Source organism: Mesorhizobium sp. M0500 (genome assembly GCF_040321165.1).
Classification (GTDB): Bacteria; Pseudomonadota; Alphaproteobacteria; order Rhizobiales; family Rhizobiaceae; genus Mesorhizobium.
On the sequence record NZ_JAMYRB010000010.1, the window covers coordinates 37773 to 55860 of the forward strand.

At 62.7% G+C, this 18088-nt stretch carries 18 protein-coding genes; 11 read left to right on the forward strand and 7 right to left on the reverse strand.

Features of this window, described 5'->3' with window-relative positions; genetic code table 11:
- The first annotated feature begins 124 nt into the window (after positions 1 to 124).
- The 5 genes from dnaJ (at position 125) to NKI70_RS19165 (ending at position 3660) form a co-directional block, all read left to right on the forward strand.
- Positions 125 to 1255 (forward strand): molecular chaperone DnaJ, encoded by a 1131-nt coding sequence (dnaJ, locus tag NKI70_RS19145; RefSeq protein WP_352575260.1) that lies wholly within the window; start codon positions 125 to 127, stop codon positions 1253 to 1255.
- Between the two features lie 117 nt (positions 1256 to 1372).
- Positions 1373 to 1978: a phospholipid N-methyltransferase PmtA gene (pmtA, locus tag NKI70_RS19150; protein ID WP_023679853.1), complete on the forward strand. Its 606-nt coding sequence runs from the start codon at positions 1373 to 1375 to the stop codon at positions 1976 to 1978.
- A 60-nt stretch (positions 1979 to 2038) separates the two neighbouring features.
- On the forward strand, positions 2039 to 2635 hold the full coding sequence (locus NKI70_RS19155; protein ID WP_352575262.1) for an NADPH-dependent FMN reductase: 597 nt from the start codon (positions 2039 to 2041) through the stop codon (positions 2633 to 2635).
- Positions 2632 to 3345 (forward strand): orotidine-5'-phosphate decarboxylase, encoded by a 714-nt coding sequence (gene pyrF / locus NKI70_RS19160; protein ID WP_352575264.1) that lies wholly within the window; start codon positions 2632 to 2634, stop codon positions 3343 to 3345. Before NKI70_RS19155 ends, pyrF begins: the two co-directional genes overlap by 4 nt.
- A gap of 27 nt (positions 3346 to 3372) precedes the next feature.
- Positions 3373 to 3660, forward strand: a complete 288-nt coding sequence (locus tag NKI70_RS19165; RefSeq protein ID WP_023679856.1) for a DUF1330 domain-containing protein — start codon at positions 3373 to 3375, stop codon at positions 3658 to 3660.
- Here the strand turns inward: NKI70_RS19165 and NKI70_RS19170 are convergent.
- The 6 genes from NKI70_RS19170 to NKI70_RS19195 all read right to left on the reverse strand — a co-directional run bounded on the left by NKI70_RS19170 (position 3657) and on the right by NKI70_RS19195 (position 10151).
- Complete coding sequence (locus NKI70_RS19170) at positions 3657 to 4715, reverse strand: D-alanine--D-alanine ligase family protein (RefSeq protein WP_352636269.1); 1059 nt, start codon at positions 4713 to 4715, stop codon at positions 3657 to 3659. The two genes, NKI70_RS19165 and NKI70_RS19170, sit on opposite strands and share 4 nt — an antisense overlap.
- A 267-nt stretch (positions 4716 to 4982) precedes the next feature.
- Positions 4983 to 5864 (reverse strand): SMP-30/gluconolactonase/LRE family protein, encoded by an 882-nt coding sequence (locus tag NKI70_RS19175; protein ID WP_023679859.1) that lies wholly within the window; start codon positions 5862 to 5864, stop codon positions 4983 to 4985.
- Entirely contained in the window at positions 5864 to 6502 is a 639-nt protein-coding gene (locus NKI70_RS19180; RefSeq protein ID WP_352575268.1) for a 2-dehydro-3-deoxy-6-phosphogalactonate aldolase, read from the reverse strand. The genes NKI70_RS19175 and NKI70_RS19180 overlap by 1 nt, the downstream gene beginning before the upstream one ends.
- Positions 6499 to 7449 carry a 2-dehydro-3-deoxygalactonokinase gene (locus tag NKI70_RS19185; protein WP_502898926.1) on the reverse strand — a complete coding sequence of 317 codons (951 nt, stop codon included), beginning with the start codon at positions 7447 to 7449 and terminating at the stop codon, positions 6499 to 6501. The genes NKI70_RS19180 and NKI70_RS19185 overlap by 4 nt, the downstream gene beginning before the upstream one ends.
- Positions 7449 to 8216, reverse strand: coding sequence for an SDR family NAD(P)-dependent oxidoreductase (locus NKI70_RS19190; RefSeq protein WP_023679862.1), 768 nt, complete (start codon positions 8214 to 8216; stop codon positions 7449 to 7451). Before NKI70_RS19190 ends, NKI70_RS19185 begins: the two co-directional genes overlap by 1 nt.
- Before the next feature lie 132 nt (positions 8217 to 8348).
- Positions 8349 to 10151 carry a GtrA family protein gene (locus NKI70_RS19195; protein WP_352636264.1) on the reverse strand — a complete coding sequence of 601 codons (1803 nt, stop codon included), beginning with the start codon at positions 10149 to 10151 and terminating at the stop codon, positions 8349 to 8351.
- A 129-nt stretch (positions 10152 to 10280) separates the two neighbouring features.
- On the opposite strand from NKI70_RS19195, the gene NKI70_RS19200 reads away from it, so the two are divergent.
- The 4 genes from NKI70_RS19200 (at position 10281) to NKI70_RS19215 (ending at position 13914) form a co-directional block, all read left to right on the forward strand.
- Positions 10281 to 11288, forward strand: a complete 1008-nt coding sequence (locus NKI70_RS19200; protein ID WP_031212751.1) for a glycosyltransferase — start codon at positions 10281 to 10283, stop codon at positions 11286 to 11288.
- Positions 11289 to 11295: 7 nt separating this feature from the next.
- Positions 11296 to 11670: a GtrA family protein gene (locus NKI70_RS19205; RefSeq protein WP_352575274.1), complete on the forward strand. Its 375-nt coding sequence runs from the start codon at positions 11296 to 11298 to the stop codon at positions 11668 to 11670.
- A 218-nt stretch (positions 11671 to 11888) separates the two neighbouring features.
- The gene (gshB, locus tag NKI70_RS19210) at positions 11889 to 12830 is read left to right on the forward strand and encodes a glutathione synthase (RefSeq protein ID WP_352575276.1); all 942 of its coding nucleotides are present in this window, start codon (positions 11889 to 11891) and stop codon (positions 12828 to 12830) included.
- A 142-nt stretch (positions 12831 to 12972) separates the two neighbouring features.
- Positions 12973 to 13914 carry an IS1595 family transposase gene (locus NKI70_RS19215; RefSeq protein WP_352724821.1) on the forward strand — a complete coding sequence of 314 codons (942 nt, stop codon included), beginning with the start codon at positions 12973 to 12975 and terminating at the stop codon, positions 13912 to 13914.
- 267 nt (positions 13915 to 14181) lie between these two features.
- On the opposite strand, the gene NKI70_RS19220 is transcribed toward NKI70_RS19215, so the two are convergent.
- On the reverse strand, positions 14182 to 14493 hold the full coding sequence (locus NKI70_RS19220) for a hypothetical protein (RefSeq protein WP_352724822.1): 312 nt from the start codon (positions 14491 to 14493) through the stop codon (positions 14182 to 14184).
- A 92-nt stretch (positions 14494 to 14585) separates the two neighbouring features.
- Between NKI70_RS19220 and NKI70_RS19225 the strand changes: the two genes are divergently transcribed.
- Together NKI70_RS19225 and NKI70_RS19230 are read left to right on the forward strand one after the other, a co-directional pair.
- Entirely contained in the window at positions 14586 to 14762 is a 177-nt protein-coding gene (locus NKI70_RS19225; RefSeq protein ID WP_352724823.1) for a DNA-binding protein, read from the forward strand.
- 1705 nt (positions 14763 to 16467) lie between these two features.
- Positions 16468 to 17997 (forward strand): YifB family Mg chelatase-like AAA ATPase, encoded by a 1530-nt coding sequence (locus NKI70_RS19230; protein WP_352636259.1) that lies wholly within the window; start codon positions 16468 to 16470, stop codon positions 17995 to 17997.
- Positions 17998 to 18088: the final 91 nt, after the last annotated feature.

The window sequence follows — 18088 nt, forward strand, 5'->3', positions numbered from 1 at the left end:
AAAAATGCGGACAAAGCCTCGTAGACACTGGCATCGCGGCTCCATCACACCTAAATCGGAACAGCGTGCCGGCAAACGACGCAACGATGCTTCAAGACGTTGACTATCCGGACTGCGGGAAAACATGAAAGCTGATTTTTACGAAACGCTAGGCGTGCAAAAGGGCGCCGACGAGAAGGAGCTCAAGAGCGCTTTTCGCAAGCTCGCCATGCAGTTCCATCCCGACCGCAACCCAGGCGACCATGCCTGCGAGCACAAGTTCAAGGAAATCAACGAAGCCTACGAGACACTGAAGGACCCGCAGAAGCGCGCCGCCTATGATCGCTTCGGCCACGCCGCCTTCGAGCACGGCGGTATGAATGGCGGGGCGCAAGGCTTTGGCGCCGGCGGCTTCGCCGACATTTTCGAAGACATTTTCGGCGACATGATGGGCGGGCGCCAGCGCCGCTCGTCCGGCGGCCGCGAGCGCGGCGCCGACCTGCGCTACAATATGGAAATTACGCTGGAAGAGGCATTTTCCGGCAAGACCGCGCAGATTCGGGTGCCAGCCTCGATTTCCTGCTCGGAATGCTCGGGCAGCGGCGCCAGGCCTGGCACCCAGCCCGTCACCTGCTCGATGTGCAACGGCCACGGCAAGGTGCGCGCCACGCAAGGCTTCTTCTCGATCGAGCGCACCTGCCCGCAATGCCAGGGGCGCGGCCAGACCATCAAGGATCCGTGCCCGAAATGCGCCGGCCAGGGCCGTGTCACCGAGGAGCGCTCGCTGTCGGTAAACATCCCTGCCGGCATCGAGGATGGCACCCGCATCCGGCTGGCCAATGAGGGCGAGGCCGGCCTGCGCGGCGGCCCGTCGGGCGATCTCTACATCTTCCTCGCGGTCAAGCCGCACGAATTCTTCCAGCGCGACGGGGCCGATCTTTATTGCAAGGTGCCGATCTCGATGACGACGGCAGCGCTTGGCGGCTCGTTCGAGGTGACGACACTGGACGGTACCCAGACGAAGGTGAAGGTGCCGGAAGGCACCCAGAACGGTCGCCAGTTCCGCCTCAAGGGCAAGGGCATGCCTGTGCTGCGCCAGCCCAATATCGGCGACCTCTACATCCAGACCGTGGTTGAGACGCCGCAGAACCTTTCGCGCCATCAGCGCGAATTGCTGGAGGAATTCGAGCAGCTTTCCTCAAAGGACAATTCGCCTCAGTCGAGCGGATTTTTCGCCCGCATGAAAGACTTTTTCGAAACGTTCGGCGAGCACTGAATCTGATCCCTGGAAAACGCTTCCCGAGCGTCATCAACACCTTATCCGGGGATTCGCCTTGTCTTGCACCTCGTAACTGCTAAGTAGCATGCGAGGGAGCGTTGAGGAGGACTTTCGATGACGCGTAGTCCCGGACTGCGAAAGACGCTGGCGGAAAAGTTCGACGACGAGCTGAAGTTCTTCAAGGGCTGGATCGACAAGCCGAAGGCGGTCGGTTCGATCGTCCCGACCAGTTCCATCACCGCAGGCAAGATGGCCTCGATCGTCGATCCGACATCCGGCCTGCCGGTGCTCGAGGTCGGGCCCGGTACAGGCGTCATCACACGCGCCATCCTCGCCCAGGGCATAAAGCCTGAGAATCTCTACGCGGTCGAATATTCCACTGATTTCGTGCGCCATCTGCGCCAGCTTTATCCAGGCGTCAACGTCATCGAGGGCGACGCCTTCAATCTCGACGCGACGCTTGGCGACAAGCGCGACCTGATCTTCGATTCTGTGATATCGGGCGTGCCGCTGCTCAATTTCCCTGTCGCCCAGCGCATCGCCTATGTCGAGAGCCTGCTCGACCGTATCCCGGCGGGCCGGCCGATCGTGCAGCTAACTTACGGGCCGCTGTCGCCGATCCCGCCGGGCCGCGGCGACTATACGGTCGAGCATTTCCATTTCGTCATCCGCAACATTCCGCCGACGCAGCTTTGGATCTACCGGCGCGGGGCCGCATGAATTGAAGCGTTGGGTTTGAATAGCACTTGTCTTATACCCATCGGGTGACAAGGCAGACCCATGGCTGTGATCCCGAAAATTCTCGTCGTCGCCGGTTCGGTGCGCAGCGGCGCCTATAGCGGCAGGACCGCCGACGTGGCACAGAAGGAACTTGCCATGCAGGGCGCCGAGGTGACCCGCATCTCGCTCGCCGACTATCCGCTGCCGATCCTCGACCAGGATTTGGAAAAGGACGAAGGCATTCCCGAAAACGCCGTCAAGCTCGGCCGGATGATCGCCGCCCATGACGGGCTGCTGATCGCGACGCCCGAATATAACGGCTCCATTCCGCCGCTGCTCAAGAACAGCATCGACTGGGTGAGCCAGCTGCGCAAGGATGGCGGCCGGACGTTCAGGCCGCTTGCCGGCAAGGTCGCCGCCCTCTGCTCGTCTTCCAACGGACCCTTCGGCGGGATACGCTGCATCAACCATCTGCGCGCCGTGCTGGTGCGCTGCCGGATGGAGGTGGTGACACCGGAGTGTTCGGTGCCGGAGGGCGGCTACGCCTTCGACGACGAGGGCAACTTCCGGGACGAGAGACTACGCCAATCGATGGAGCACCTATGCCGAACGCTGATCGAAACCTCGCGCATGCTGTCGACGCGGATCGAGGCATGATCCCGGACGCCGCGCATGCCGACACGATGCAGGAAAGGCTGATCGTCGGCCTCGACCTGCCGACGCTGAAGGAAGCCGAGAAAGCGGTGCGCGAGCTCGACGGGATCGTCTCCTTCTACAAGATCGGTTACCAGCTCGCCTTTGCCGGCGGGCTCGACTTCGCCCGCGAGCTGGCCAGCGGCGGCACCAGGATCTTTCTTGACATGAAGCTGCTCGACATCGACAACACGGTGGCCAGGGGCGTCGAAAACATCGCCAGGATGGGCATGAGCATGCTGACCATCCACGCCTATCCGAAGACGATGAAGGCGGCGGTCGAGGCCGCGAGGGGCAGCGACCTTTGCCTGCTCGGGGTCACCGTGCTGACCTCGATGGACGAGCAGGACGTGATCGACGCCGGCTATGAGTATGATCCGCATACACTGGTGCTGAGGCGCTCCGAGCAGGCGCTGCATGCCGGCATGGGCGGCATCGTCTGCTCGGCCGAGGAAGCCGAGGCGGTGCGCCGCATCGTCGGCCCCGACCTGGCGGTCGTGACGCCGGGAATCCGGCCGAAGGGCAGCGACCATGGCGACCAGAAGCGGGTGGTGACGCCGGCGCAGGCGATCCGCAACGGCTCCAGCCATCTCGTCGTCGGCCGGCCGATCGTCGGCGCGGCCGACAGGCGGGCGGCGGCGGAAGCGATCCTCGATGAAATGCGCTCGGCCTGACGCCAGGAATTAACCCGGAGAAAAGCCATGCCCAAAGGATACTGGATCGCTCGCGTCGACGTGCGCGATGCGGAAGGCTACAAGGACTATGTCGCAGCTGCCAAACCGGCCTTCGACCGCTTCGGCGCCAAGTTCCTGGCGCGCGGCGGCGCGCATGAGAAGGCCGAGGGGCCGGGCCGCGACCGCAACGTGATCATCGAGTTTCCGTCGCTTGCGGCGGCGCATGACTGCTACCACTCGCCCGAATACCAGCGCGCCGTCGCGATCCGCCAGAAGGTGGCCGAGGGCGAAATCGTGCTGGTCGAGGGGATTTAGGCGAGAAGCCGGTTCGCCGCTGCCTCCGCCATCGCATCGGCGAGGCTCAAGCCCCATTGCTGGCGACAGTAATCGCGGAAATCGAAGCAGGGCAAGCCGGGGCAGACCTCGAACTCGATGAGGTGGACGCTGTCGTCGGCTTCGACCCGGAAATCGATGGAAAACACATCCCGCAGGCCAAGCCCGACCATCAGGCGTTCGGCGATGCGACGGATTCTTGCATCGGCTTCAGGCTGGCTGCCGGCGACCGGCAGCAGCACCGGCTCGGTATATTTTCCCGCAGCTTTCGCCGCTGCGCCGGTATCGCCGTAAAGCGCCAGGCTGTCCTGCATGGTCTGGAAATCGCCGCCCGAACCGACAAAGGCGATGCCCAGCGCCTCGACGCCGGTATCCGGCCTCAATCCGAGAAAACTGGCGCGCGCGTTGCGGCCGGCGACATAGGGCTGGACGACGACATCGTCGCGATAGGCGGCGAAGACGCGCCGGCTAAGCTCCAGCGCATGGCCGAGATCGCGGCAGCGCGAATCCGGCCAGATACCGATCTTGGCGCCGAGCCGGTTCGGCTTGACGAACCAGCCGGCGGGCGAGGCCGGCGGCGCGACCAGCCAGGCGCCGTCACGGGCAAGGCCCGCCTGCGGCACCGGCAAGCCGAACGCGCCGAGCACGGCGCCTGAACAGAACTTGTCCTGGCAGAGCGCGAAAAGCGCATCGTCGGCGCCGATCGCCTCCAGGCCGTTCAGCCGTGCCAGAGCTGGTGCCGCGCCGCCGCGGAAATAGGCGATGCCGTCGGTCAGCGTCCAGACTAGCGTGGTCTTCGGGTCCTCGCCGGCGAGAACGCTTGAGGCGTCGTCGAGCGTCACCGGCGCAAATGACAAGCCGCGCTTCTGGCAAGCGGCGGCAAGTGCGTCGAATTCAGCAGCGATATCGGTCGATTGCGCCAGATAGGAGGCAATTTCGGCGGCACGCTCCGGCACGTGGTTATCGGCAACCAGCCGATCGAAGCAAGCCTTTTCTGGCTCGTAGACAAGGATCAGCTTCGGCTCGCGGCTTGACATGATCGAAACGATTTCCCGGCAGCACGATTGCTAGAGCAATTCCAGGAAAAGTGTGAAACGGTTTTCCGTCCGGAATTGCGTCAAAACAAAGAGATAGAGCGGTTCAGCGTTCCGCGAAACGATGAACCGTTCTAGCATCGCACGGCGAATGCATTCGGCTTTCGCGGAATCGACGTCAGCCGGACGCCTGCACGACAGCAACGGCGCCATCTTCCTGTTTGACCATGATCTTTTCCGAAAACCGGTTCCCACTTTTCGGGATCATGGTCAGCCAATCAGCACACGCGGCTCGAAGCGACCATTGACTGGAATGTCGAGCATAAATGTCATGCCGGCTTGCGGGTCGAGCAGGCGCTGCTTCTCGCTCTTGCCCGACCAGGCGGAGGTGACCGCCAGCCGGTCGGCATTCCTGCCGACGAAAGCCGGACAGGAAGGCTGCGTCGCCGGCATCGCCACCGAACGGACGAGCTTGCCGTCGGGTCCATAGGCTTCGACGACGCTGCCGCCCCAGCAGGCGTTCCACAATATGCCGTCACGGTCGAGCACCGAACCATCGATATAGCCCTTGGCCGAACGGTGGTCGACGAAGACCTTCGGTTCGCCAACCGGCAGGCCGGTCGCCGGATCGCAGCCGACGCGCATCAACAGCCCGGTGCTGGTGTCGGTGTAATAGGCGATCGTCCCATCCTCGGAAAAGCAGATCGAGTTGGGCACCGTGACGTCGGCATAGAGCCGGCGCAGCTCGCCTTTGAAGAACCAGTAGATCGAACCGGCGGCCTTCTCCTCGCCCTTGCCCATGGTGCCGACCCAGAGGGCGCCGCAAGGGTGAACGCGTGAATCGTTCGAGCGGGTGACCGTATTGTCGGCCTCGATCGGCGTGTGCAGCGTCAGCTTGCCGGTCGCGACGTCGCGGACATGCAGACCGGTCTCGGTGGCGATCAGCTGGCGTTGGTCGTCGATGATGCAGATGGCGCTGGCCATCTGACCGAGCTCGTGGATTTTGACGGCACCGCCCGACAGGCGCTGTTCGAGGAGCTGGCCGTTGACGATGTCGAACCAGTAGAGCGTGTCGGTGGCAGGGTCATAGCTTGGTCCCTCGCCGAGTTGGCAGACATGGTCGGAAAAAACCGAAACGATGGTCTCGCTCATCATGCCGCTCCAAACGCCGCGTCCCAGGCCACGACCGCAGCCTTCGCCCGTGCCGCCACTTCGTCGACGCTCATGCCCGGCTTGAACAGGCTGGAGCCAAGACCGAAGACGCTGACGCCGGCTGCCTTGTAGCCGGCAAAATCCTTATCCGAAACGCCGCCGACCGCGCCGACCAGCACACTGGCCGGCAGCACCGCGCGCATCGCCGAAATGCCTGCCGCGCCAAGCACGCTCGCCGGGAAGAATTTCAATGCCGAGGCGCCGAGCCGGATTGCCCGGAATGCCTCGGTCGGCGTGAACACGCCGGGCATCGTCACCATGCCGTAATGCATGGCACGGCCCATGACGTCGGCGTCGATATTGGGGCTGACCAGCAGCCGCCCGCCGGCCTTGTGCAGGCCGTCGACATCGGCGGCGCTGAGCACCGTGCCGGCACCGACCAAGGCTGTTGGAGGAAGCGCTCCGACAATGCTGGCGATGGAGGCGTAAGGATCGGGCGAGTTGAGCGGCACCTCGATCGCTTCGATACCGGCGCCGAAGATCGCCTGGCCGATCGCCACCGCCTCGCTTGGCTTGAGGCCACGCAGGATGGCGACCAGACCCCGCTCGAGCTTTGGAAAAGGTGCGGTTTCGGTCATGCGGCAACTCCATTTCCGGCGATCATGCCATTTTCGCGCGCGGCTTCGGCAAGACCGGCACGCACCGCCTCGTCGGCGTCGACCACCCTGACCGCGAGCCCGGCAAGGCCGAGCGCGTCGGCATAGAGCTTGCCGAGTGCGCCCGACGCGATCAGCACGACGGGCACGGCACTCGCCCCATAACGGCGATTTGCCGAAGCGATCTCGCCGCCGATCAGCAGGCCGGACAGGCACGCGGCGGCATCCTCGGGCTTCAGATCCTGCAGCAGGCTGGCGGCGCGGATCGAGAACAGTCTTGAACCGATGTCACCACCTTCGGCCAACGCCTTCAGGCACCACTCCCGGAAAAATGGATTTTCGGCGGCAACCGGCTTCGGCGGCTCGCCCAGCGAATGGCGCAGGATCGAGTGCGCGGCCAGCACCGAAAACAGCTCGCCGGTCGGCCAGGTGCCGAAACCGGCAACAGAGCCGTCCTCGACCAGCACCCATTTCGAATGCGTGCCGGGCATGCAGACGAGGTGGCGTCCCTTTGCCGGCAAACCGGCGCCGGCAAGCTGGGTTTCCTCGCCGCGCATGACGTCCGGGGCGTCGGCCAGACGCTGGGCAAGGCCGGGCACGATGCGGATGTCGCGGCGCTGGCCGGGGATGCGGGCAGCGCCGGCGAGAATAGCGCCGATCGGCGCCGGCACGCTGACATAGGGCGCCTCCAGCCAGCCCTGGCGCGAACCGGCCATGCCGCAAATGATGACCGGCAGCGCCTCGGCTGCGCCCAGGGCACCCAGATGCCCTTCAAGAATGGACGAAAATCCTTTAGCCTGGGCGGTGATCAGCCCGTCATCGCCGCGCCGCTCGGCGAGAACCTTGCCGGCGCCGTCGAGCAGCCAGACCCTCATACGGGTGGTGCCCCAGTCGACGGCCGCGACGGAAGCTGCCTTGCTCGATGAGATCACAGGAACCCCCCATCGACGATCAGCATCTGCGCGGTCAGCATGCGTGAGGCATCCGACGCCAGGAACAGCACGGTGCCGACAATGTCTTCCGGCTGCATCACCTCTTTGATGCACTGTTTGGCGACATGAGCGGCGAGCGCTTCTTCGGTGACCCAGAGCTTTCTCTGCCGCTCGGTGATCACCCAGCCGGGCGCGATCGCGTTGACACGGATGCCGTCGACGCCGAGCTTGCCGGCAAGACCCTTGGTGAGACCGACGATGCCGGCCTTGGCGGCGGTGTAGGCCGGCATATCGGGATGGTTGATGAGAAACGACGTCGAGGTGAAGTTGATGATCGAGCCGCCGCCGGCCCGCTTCATGCCCGGCGCCACCGCCTGTGCGCTGAAGAAATGCGGGCGCAGGTTGATGGCATGGTTGTTGTCCCAGAACTCCACCGTGACGTCTTCGACGGCATGACGGTCATCCTGCGCGGCATTGTTGACCAGCACGGTCACGTTGCCATGCGCCTCGGCGGCTTTGGCGATTGATACCCGCAATGCCTCGATGTCGCGTATGTCGGTCTTGAGATAGAACGGCCGCCGGCCGAGCTCCTTGTCTAACCGATCGGCCAGCGCCAGGCTCGGACGGTCGGCGATATCGATGAAGGCGACCTTTGCCCCCTGGCGGACAAAACCTTCGGTCAAGGCAGCACCAATGCCGGAGCCGCCGCCGGTGATCAGCACCGAAGCGCCTTCGAGGTCGGCAAAGCGTGCCGATGGCATCATGAAATTCTCTCCCGGTCCAATGATCTCGGTCGGCCGGCGCGCATCCTATCCAGCCGTGTCGGGCGGGCAAGGGCGAAAGAGTGGATTGTCAGGACTTATGTCCGACAAAAGGCCGCACGGGCCGCCGATCGATCAGCTGCCCAGCCGGACGCGGTACAATTCAACGGCGGCTCCACTGGTCCCGGCAACCGGCTCAAGCCATTCCGGCACGCTGCCGCGCATCAACCCGGCAAGAAAACCTGCCGGCGCCTTGGCGGCGAGGAGCTTGCTTTCGGCGCTGCCGGGGCACAGCGCGACGAGGCCGACGTGATGATCCGCCACGACCGTCCTGGCATCGGCATTGGACCCAAGGAAGGCATCGAGCGCCAGCAGGTTGCCGGCGACGTTGCGATGGTAGGGCCCGGCGAAGACGTGATGTCCGGAATAGGCCAGGATAGGCGATCCGAGATTGGAAATTGCCAGCACGGTGGTGCCGGGCAGGCGGCCGAGTGCCGCAAAGGAGGCCATGCGCTGGCAAGCGACATCGGTGCCGTCGCCATTATCCGCCGTGGTGTTGCTGTCCTCGAAGGCGACCGAGGTTGCCGCGGCAGCCCCAGTCCAGACCGCATTCACCGAAACCAGCCAGACGGCAGCCATGCGCAGCGCCACACCGCGCGACGCGCTGGCCTCGGCCCGTTGACGCCATTTGGCAATCCAGGCGGCAAGCGGGATGACAGCGAAGGCGATCGAGAATGTCGAACCGCGCACCTGCCAAGCGCTGACGATGAAGGCCACGGCAAGCAGCGCGCCGACAAGGCTGTCCTGCCGCCGCCAGCCGCCACGGCCAAGGCGAAGCGCCATCAGCACGAGCGCGATGAGCGGCGTGGCATAGCGCGCCACCACCCCGGCCGGATCTTCAGCGAGCAGCTTGAACAGCGATTGCGCCTCGTCGATGTGATCAAGCCATAGCTCCTTGAGGCGCGGATCGAGGTTGGCATAGGGCGCTGCCAGGCATTGTGGGAACAAAAAGACGATTGCAGCGGCCAATAGAAGGGCAAGCAGGCCAAGCGAGGCGATACGCCATTGGCGCGTGCGGCCGGCGGGCTCGACCGACGCTATCGCCGCAAGGCCGGTTCCGGCGATCGCCGCGACGACGAACTGCACGGTCGAGAAGGCGTCGCATTGCGCCTGACCCCAGGCGGACGGCGCAATGGTGGCGACAAAGACGAGAGCGGACACGCCGGCAAAGCCGAGGCCGAAATCCCTGGCAATCGACCTCTCGCCATTGGCGCCGACGGCGAACAGCATGGCAACAGAGGCGCCGATGGTGGCAAGATAAGGCGCGGTCTCCATGCCGACGGCCAGCATCAATCCGGCGCACAGGCCGGAGAGCAATGCCGCCGGCCTGCGCATTGGCGCTTCAAGCAACAGGCTCAGGCTGGCCATGCTCAGCATCAGCTGGACATTGTGGTGATCGAGCGCGCCAGGCGAAAAAATGCCGAGGAAATGCAGTGCGGCGGCGCCGACGATGACAGCCGGCAGCACGGCGCCGTCACCGGCAAAGCTGCGCGCGGCGCGAGCCGTGAAAAATGCGGTCAGGCAGAAGAGCAGCGCCGGCCACAGCACTTGCGCAACATTCTCGGCAAAGGCCGCGCTGCCCGTCAGGGCCGATACGGCGATGATGATGGCGGCGATCGGCGCATCGACCAGCCGCGACCAATGCATGACGAAACCGCCTTCCAGGCCCATCCTGTACTGGTGCAGATCGAACCAGCCCTGGCTGGCCAGCATGTCGCGAACTTCGACAAGGCGCAGCAGATTGTCGTTGTCGCCGCCGGCATTGGTCAATTCCGGGAAGCCGGCAAGGGCATTGACGGCAAGTGCCAGCAACGTGGCAAGCAGCGCCAGCGCGATATCGGACCTCCAAATGGAGGCGCCATCGTCGGCTGTGCTCATATCAGGACCTTTGGAAGGAATAGGGTGCGGTTTAAACCTAGCCTTAACAGCTTCAATAAATAGTAAAGCCGCCCGAGCGAGGCCGGCGCTTGAGCGGTCAGGGGCCTCACAGGGCATCTGGAGACGAAAATGCCACAAGAAGTGCGCCATGAGCCGAGCATCGCCGTGCTCCTGCCTTGCTACAATGAGGAGCTGACGATCGGCGAAGTGGTGCGGCGCTTTCGCGAAACGCTGCCTGCCGCCGCGATCTATGTCTACGACAACAATTCGCGCGATCTGACGGCGCTCCGAGCCCGCGCCGCCGGCGCCATCGTGGTGCGCGAGCCGCGCCAGGGCAAAGGCAATGTCGTACGCCGCATGTTCGCCGACATCGAGGCTGACATCTACCTGATGGCCGACGGCGACGGCACCTATGCGCCGGAGGACGCGCCGCAACTGATCAACACGCTGCTGACCGAGCGCTCCGACATGGTGGTGGGCACCAGGCGCGGCGTCGCCAACGACGCCGGCAGGACAGGCCACGCCTTCGGCAACCGCATCTTCAACAGCCTCTACAAACGTTTGTTCGGCTCGGACTTTACCGATATCTTCTCGGGTTACCGCGCCTTCACCAGGCGCTTCGTCAAGAGTTTTCCCGCCGTTTCCGGCGGTTTCGAGATCGAGACCGAAATGTCGGTGCACGCCTCGCAGCTCAAATTGCCGGTCAGCGAGATCGGACTCGACTATGGCCGCCGGCCGGAAGGCTCCTCGTCGAAGCTATCGACCTTTCGCGACGGCGCGAAGATCCTGTGGATGTTCGCCATGCTGATGAAGGAGACGCAGCCGCTGCGTTTCTTCGGCGCTTTTTCGGTGTTCTTCCTGGCATCAAGCCTGTTTCTGATGGCGCCGGTGCTGATCGAGTTCGCCGAAACCGGGCTTGTGCCGCGCATGCCGACCTGGGTTCTGTCGGTCGGGCTGCTGCTGCTGTCGATGCTGGCGGCGGTGACCGGGGTGATCCTCGATTCGGTGTCGCGCGGCCGCGCCGAGCAGAAGCGCATCTTCTATCTGTCGATGCCTTCCGGTCGCGTCGAGCGCGAACGTGCAAGCGCGCTCGCGACTTTGAAGGCCGGACCGCGCAAGACGCCGCGGGCGGCCTAGAGCCTAAATGGGACGCCTCGCCCGCTTCATTGTCGCCGGCGGCATCGGCTTCGTCGCCGACGCGGGTGCGCTTTGGCTGGTGCTGGCGACAACGCCGCTTGGGCCCTTGGCGGCCCGCATCATCTCGATCGGTTTTGCCCTGTCCGTCACCTGGCTGATCAACCGCCATCTGACCTTCTCGCCTTCCAGCCGCGGCGTCGCGCAAGAGGGCGCACGCTATGGCGGCGTCGGCATTGCCACCAGCCTCGTCAATTATCTCGTCTATTGCGCCATGCTGTTCGCGCTGCCGATGGTGTCGCCGCTCATAGCCCTTGCGGTCGCCTCGCTGGTCGCCATGGCGCTGTCCTTCCTCGGCTATTCCAAGCTGGTCTTCGACCGCTGAAGGCACATCGCGTTGGGATCTGCGCCAAGCGAAGCGCAGCCTCATCATGACCTTGGCCGATTGGCAGAGGCCGCCGATTTCCTTATATCGCTGTCGTCGATGCATCGGCCCGAAAAATCGGAATCGATTTTCGGAAAGCACGATGCATGGATTCAAAAAATGTTGGAGCGTACTTTGTGCGTCCAAGTGGATCGCTCCAAGTGCGCCGGAGAGCTGCCATGCCCCTGAAAGTCGCCGTCCAGATGGACCACATCTCCAGCGTGTCGGTAGCCGGCGACACGTCGTTTGCGCTGTCGCTGGAAGCGCAGCGGCGCGGCCACCGGCTGTTCCACTACACGCCCGACCGGCTGTCGCTGCGCGACGGCAAGGTGTTTGCCCGTATCGAGGCGATGCAGGTTCGCGACGAGAAGGGCAATCATTATTCGCTGGGCGAAGAAGTCCGCACCGATCTTTCGGAGATGGACGTCATCCTTTTGCGGCAGGATCCGCCCTTCGACATGAACTACATCACCACCACGCATATTCTCGAGCGCATCCATCCGAAGACCCTGGTGGTCAACGACCCGGCCTGGGTGCGCAACAGCCCGGAAAAGATCTTCGTCACCGAATTTTCCGACCTGATGCCGGCGACGCTGATCACCAAGGATCCGCTCGAGGTCGCCGCCTTCCGCAAGGAGTTCGGCGACATCATCGTCAAGCCGCTCTATGGCAATGGCGGCGCCGGCATCTTCCACCTGCACGAGGCCGACCGCAATCTCGCCTCGCTGCTCGAAATGTTCGGCCAGATGTTCCGCGAACCCTACATCGTGCAACGCTATCTGAAAGAGGTGCGGGCCGGGGACAAGCGCATCATCCTGATCGACGGCGAGCCGGTCGGCGCCATCAACCGGGTACCGGCCGAGCATGATTCGCGCTCCAACATGCATGTCGGCGGCCGCGCTGAAAAAACCGAGCTGACGGTGCGCGAACGCGAGATCTGTGCCCGCATCGGCCCCGCGCTGAAGGAGCGCGGCTTCATCCTTGTCGGCATCGACGTGATCGGCGACTACATGACCGAGATCAACGTGACCTCACCGACCGGCATACGCGAAGTGCAGCGCTTCGGCGGCGCCGACATCGCCAGCCTGTTCTGGGATGCCGTGGAGGAGAAGCGCAACTAGCCTCGCTTCGCGAGCGGCCGCGTTGCAAACCATTGCCGCCGTTGCGCTCAGCTGTTCCCCAAATGTTCTTGCCTTCGCCGGGCGATTATATATTTGACAAACCCAACTGGATGAGCGATAACAATTCCAAGGAGTTATCGCCATGTCCGTTCTGTCCCGCCCCTATTTCCATAACGAGGCCGCCGCATTTGAGCATGTAGAGGGTATGCTGTGGCCGCAGGGTCCGGTCTGCCATCACTGCGGATCAATGGACAAGCACTACAAGCTGGCTGGCGTTCGCTCCAAGCCTTCGAAGAAGAACCCGAACGGCGTTGAGCGTCACGGCCTATACAAGTGCTCGGCCTGCCGTGCCCAGTTCACGGTTCGCATGGGCACGATCTTCGAGGAAAGCCATTTGCCGCTGCATAAGTGGTTGCAGGCCATCCACCTCATGTGCTCGTCAAAGAAGGGCATTTCCTCGCACCAGCTCCACCGCGTTCTGGAATGCACCTACAAGACGGCGTGGTTCCTGTCGCACCGCATTCGCGAGGCCATGCGTTCGGATGACTTCACGCCCATGGGCGGCAACGGCAAGTTCGTTGAAGTCGATGAAACCTACATTGGCCGCCTTGCTGGCGTTCCCAAGCAGAGGACCGGCGCGGCTCACAAGAATACCGTGCTTACGTTTGTGGAGCGGGGCGGCATTGCCCGCTCGTTCCATATCGACAGCGCCACGGTTGCCCGCGTCTTGCCGATCGTCAACGCCAACATCCACAAGGAAAGCGTCTTCATGTCGGACGAGGCCCGCGTTTACGACAACATCGGCCCTGAGTTCGCGGCGCACGGCAAAATCAATCACGGTCGCGAGGAATACGTTCGCGGCATGGTCCACACCAACACCGTGGAAGGCTTCTATTCGATCTTCAAGCGCGGCATGAAGGGCGTCTATCAGCATTGCGCCGAGCACCATCTGCACCGCTATCTGGCAGAGTTCGATTTCCGCTATTCGAACCGTTCGGCCATGGGCGTTGAGGACAACGTGCGGTCGCTCATTGCCTTGAAAGGGGCCAAGGGCAAGCGGCTGACGTATCGACAGCCTGCTTGATGCGAAGAAGGATCACTACCGGAAGCCGGTCCAATTGAAGCTACCCCTTTGGAAAGGCGAACCGTTTCGGAAGCGATACAAACGTTGATTTTGCTGTATTTTTAAGGTGTGGATTTCGCAACCCACTTGCCCTATATTATTTGGGCGAGTGACGCGGTGAATCTCCATGCCGTAACCCGTTTGTTTGGAAGCGTGGACGGGGGCTATGTGAGGGATTGCTTTGGAGTCCTCACCTCGCAAAAAAAGGGGCGCTCATGGTGCCCCTTTTTAGTCTTGGACTCGCAACAGTTCCCCGCGCTTCAGGCGGCGTTTGTAGTCGGAATTGTCGATCTTGTGGAACGTCATAACCCATAGTTCATGACGCTCGCCTGTGGTCTTTATGGCAAGGTGGAACAGCTTCCCGAACACCACCTGTTCGTCATAGAAAAAGGATAGGGCGCCGTCTTTGGTGCAAAGCACGGTTCCCAATTCAACGCAAAGAGGAAGTAGCGGCAAATGCATCGGCAACATGCCGTGCTTGAACACCAACTTTGGTGCATACTGCGGATGGATCATGACGCGATCATCGCTGGCGCTCAACATGCGAACCAGGCGAGCGTCAAGGCGACTAACCCTCACCGGGTCAGTGAAATCGCCATAGGCGAACCGGTGCCAGTCAAGAGGACCGAGAATTGTCAAAACAAAACCTGAAAACAGAACCGAAGCAGATCGACAAATTTCGCGAGGCGGCCCGCGAACTACAAACCGACCAATCAGAGGAAGCCTTTGACCGCGTGTTGAAGAAGGTGGCGAAGTCGCCGCCGCCCAAAGATCAGAAGTCGGCTAAGGAAAGCGGCGGGAAGTCGTAACCGCCCGCCGCCTTCTTGCCTTTAGGAGTTCAACCGCCTGACAGCTTCGGCGCGGCTACCGGGATGACGTTTTCCCGTATTTACCTCGGAAACACGCCCGCCATTGGTATCGAACGAAGCCGCAATGCGGCTCTGAAATTCGCCATTCAAGATTCTCATATGAACCAGAACGGCGTCTTCGAATGTGAGCCTGTAGCAAGGCTCGTCTGCTTTGGTAGCCATGATGGCTATTCCTTTCGAAATAGCCGGCAAGGGCTTGACTTGTGCCGCGAACGCGACAATTGTCCCGTCGTGGTCCACAAATTTCCGCCCTCACCGGCGGTTACATCCAAGGCCGGTTCAGTCTGATCACTGAACCGGTCTTATCTATTTGTGACCACGAATCAGACCACAAACAAACAGGTTGAACATCGGTGAGCCCCGGCCTCGAGTCAACGCGGACTCCGGGGCTTGTGAGATGAATCTGTTCGGTTTTCGTTCTTTCTGTGGGAAAAGGCCGTTTATCCACGCGCCCTAGCCATTCCCCTACGGCTGGGTAGGCAGGAGTTCTAGCCCCTTTCGCAGCCTATCCCGTCGTGGTCTCGGTCGAGATCATAGATATCTGCACCTACGACAGTGACCGGTCCCCTTACATATGCTGGGCCATTGCCGCTCCCGGATGAACAATCGACATCGCTGGCTATGGGGACGCAAGCGCCTGTGTAGTTTGGATCGCAGGATTGCTGGGCATGAGCGCAACCAAAGAATGACGTTACGCCAAGAGCGACAACGCACAGACGACGAATGGCCATGACTGCCCCCCGGCTTTAGACCCAAAGAACACCTTAGAGGTGCAGATGGGCCAGCGCAAGTTCGGTTTAATCGTCATCTAGGGATACAAAATATTGCAGCGCACCCTTTTACCATGCGGTGCAACATAGGTCCGCTTCAAAAACATTAGCCAAGAACAGCCGCAAAGCGGACTCTCTGGAGTCTTTCTGCTAGATATCGTTGGGTTAGAAACACAGTCGATTCGGAGAAAGCAATGTCAAAAGTCCTAGCCTTCCATTCAAAACTTGTCGGTACAAGCGTGCACCACGATAACAACCAGTGCACGGAAGGAAACAACATCGAAACGAAGAACCGGGTTTCCGGCACCGGCGGCTTGCCGAAGTGCGATCACTGCAAGCGCTTGTCTTGATCAGGACAGGGCCTTTTTGGAGAACACCATTTCCCAAAGAGGCCCTGTTAGCTCGCCATCGTCAACGGTCCAGATGCGGCGTACGCACGACACCGGCAGGCCATGTGCCGCCGCTATAGCGAAGGCTCTGAAACCTTCCCCTCTTCCGCCAAAGAAGCGAATAGTCGGCTCGGCGAATACGTGACCGTTCCCGCCTTCGCACGATTCTGAGGTCTCAACCCCTTCCCGCCGCAAGACGTGCACGTAGGGCGCTATCCCAGCATCCATGGGCATGTCTAGTTCAAGCCCGAATGACCTGTGCAGGCTTTGGATGTCCTGATCCATCCGCCCCAACGCGGGCGCTTGATCGCGGTTCCTTGGTGCGGAATGAGTTGCCGGCCTGTCGAGGATCATATTCCTACCTTTCTGCCGGGTTTGTCAAATATATAATCGCCCTTCGCCGGAAATCTGTGGTTGTCTCGGGTGACGCCGTTCGCGGCATGATCGCAAAGGCTTGGGGCAAAAGCCTGCATCCGGGGTGAAGACATGGTGGCGCGGGTTCGCACGGTTGCTTTCCAGGGCATCGAGGCCGTGCCGGTCGACGTGCAGGTGATGATCGCGCCGGGCAAGGTCAACATGCACATCGTCGGGCTGGCCGACAAGGCCGTAGCCGAAAGCCGCGAGCGGGTGCAGGCAGCACTTCATGCATCCGGCCTGTCGATGCCGTCGAAGAAGGTCACCGTCAATCTGGCGCCCGCCGACCTGCCCAAGGAAGGCAGCCACTACGATTTGCCGATCGCGCTCGGGCTGATGGCGGCGCTCGGCGCCATTCCGGGCGACATGCTGGCCGGCTATGTCGTGCTTGGCGAATTGTCGCTCGACGGCACCATCGCCGCGGTGGCTGGCGCGCTGCCGGCGGCAATCGGTGCCAATGCCGAAGGCAAGGGCTTGATCTGCCCGTTCGCCTGCGGGCCGGAAGCGGCCTGGGCCGGCAAGGATTTCGACATATTGGCGCCGCGCAGCCTGATCGCCATCGCCAATCATTTTCGCGGCACGCAGGTTCTGTCGCGGCCGGAAGCCGGCATCCATGCCTCGGCGCGCGACCTGCCCGACCTTGCCGACATCAAGGGCCAGGAGACCGCCAAGCGGGCGCTGGAGGTGGCGGCGGCCGGCGGCCACAATCTTCTGATGGTCGGACCGCCGGGGTCGGGAAAGTCGATGCTGGCGCAGCGGCTGCCGTCGATCCTGCCGCCGCTGGCGCCCAGGGAATTGCTCGAAGTCTCGATGATCGCCTCGGTGGCCGGCGAACTCGGCGAAGGAAAACTCACCGACCGGCGGCCGTTCCGCGCGCCACATCATTCGGCCTCGATGGCGGCGATGGTCGGCGGCGGTCTGCGCGTGCGGCCGGGCGAGGCCTCGCTTGCCCATCACGGCGTGCTGTTCCTCGACGAGTTCCCCGAATTCTCGCCGCAGGCGCTCGATGCACTGCGCCAGCCGCTCGAGACCGGCGACTGCATGATCGCGCGCGCCAATCATCGCGTCACCTATCCGGCGCGTATCCAACTGGTCGCGGCGATGAACCCGTGCCGTTGCGGCATGGCCGGCGAGCCGGGCTATCGCTGTCTACGCGGCGATCGCTGCCGCACCGACTACCAGGCGCGCATTTCCGGCCCGCTGCTCGATCGCATCGATCTCAGGATCGAGGTGCCGGCGGTCTCGGCCAGCGATCTGATCCGGCCGGACCGGGCGGAGAAAAGTGCCGCCGTCGCACTACGTGTTGCCCGCGCCCGTACGATCCAGCGCGAGCGCTTCGAGCGGCTCGGCGCGACCGCCACCACCAACGCCCATTGCTCGCCGTCAGTCATCGAGGAGATCGCCATGCCCGATGCCGCCGGCCTGTCTCTGCTCAGGGACGCCAGCGAAAAGCTTGGCTTTTCCGCGCGGGCCTATCACCGCGTCCTGAAGGTGGCGCGGACCCTGGCCGATCTCGAGGCCAGCGAGACGGTCGGCCGCATCCATCTGGCCGAAGCGATTTCCTACCGCATGAGCTCGGAACGGATGGCACAAGCGGCGTGACGTTCCCCTCCCCCTTGGGGGGAGGGTGGCCGCGAAGCGGCCGGGTGGGGTTGCCGGCGACGTGCTCTGCCTTTAACGTCTGCACGATATG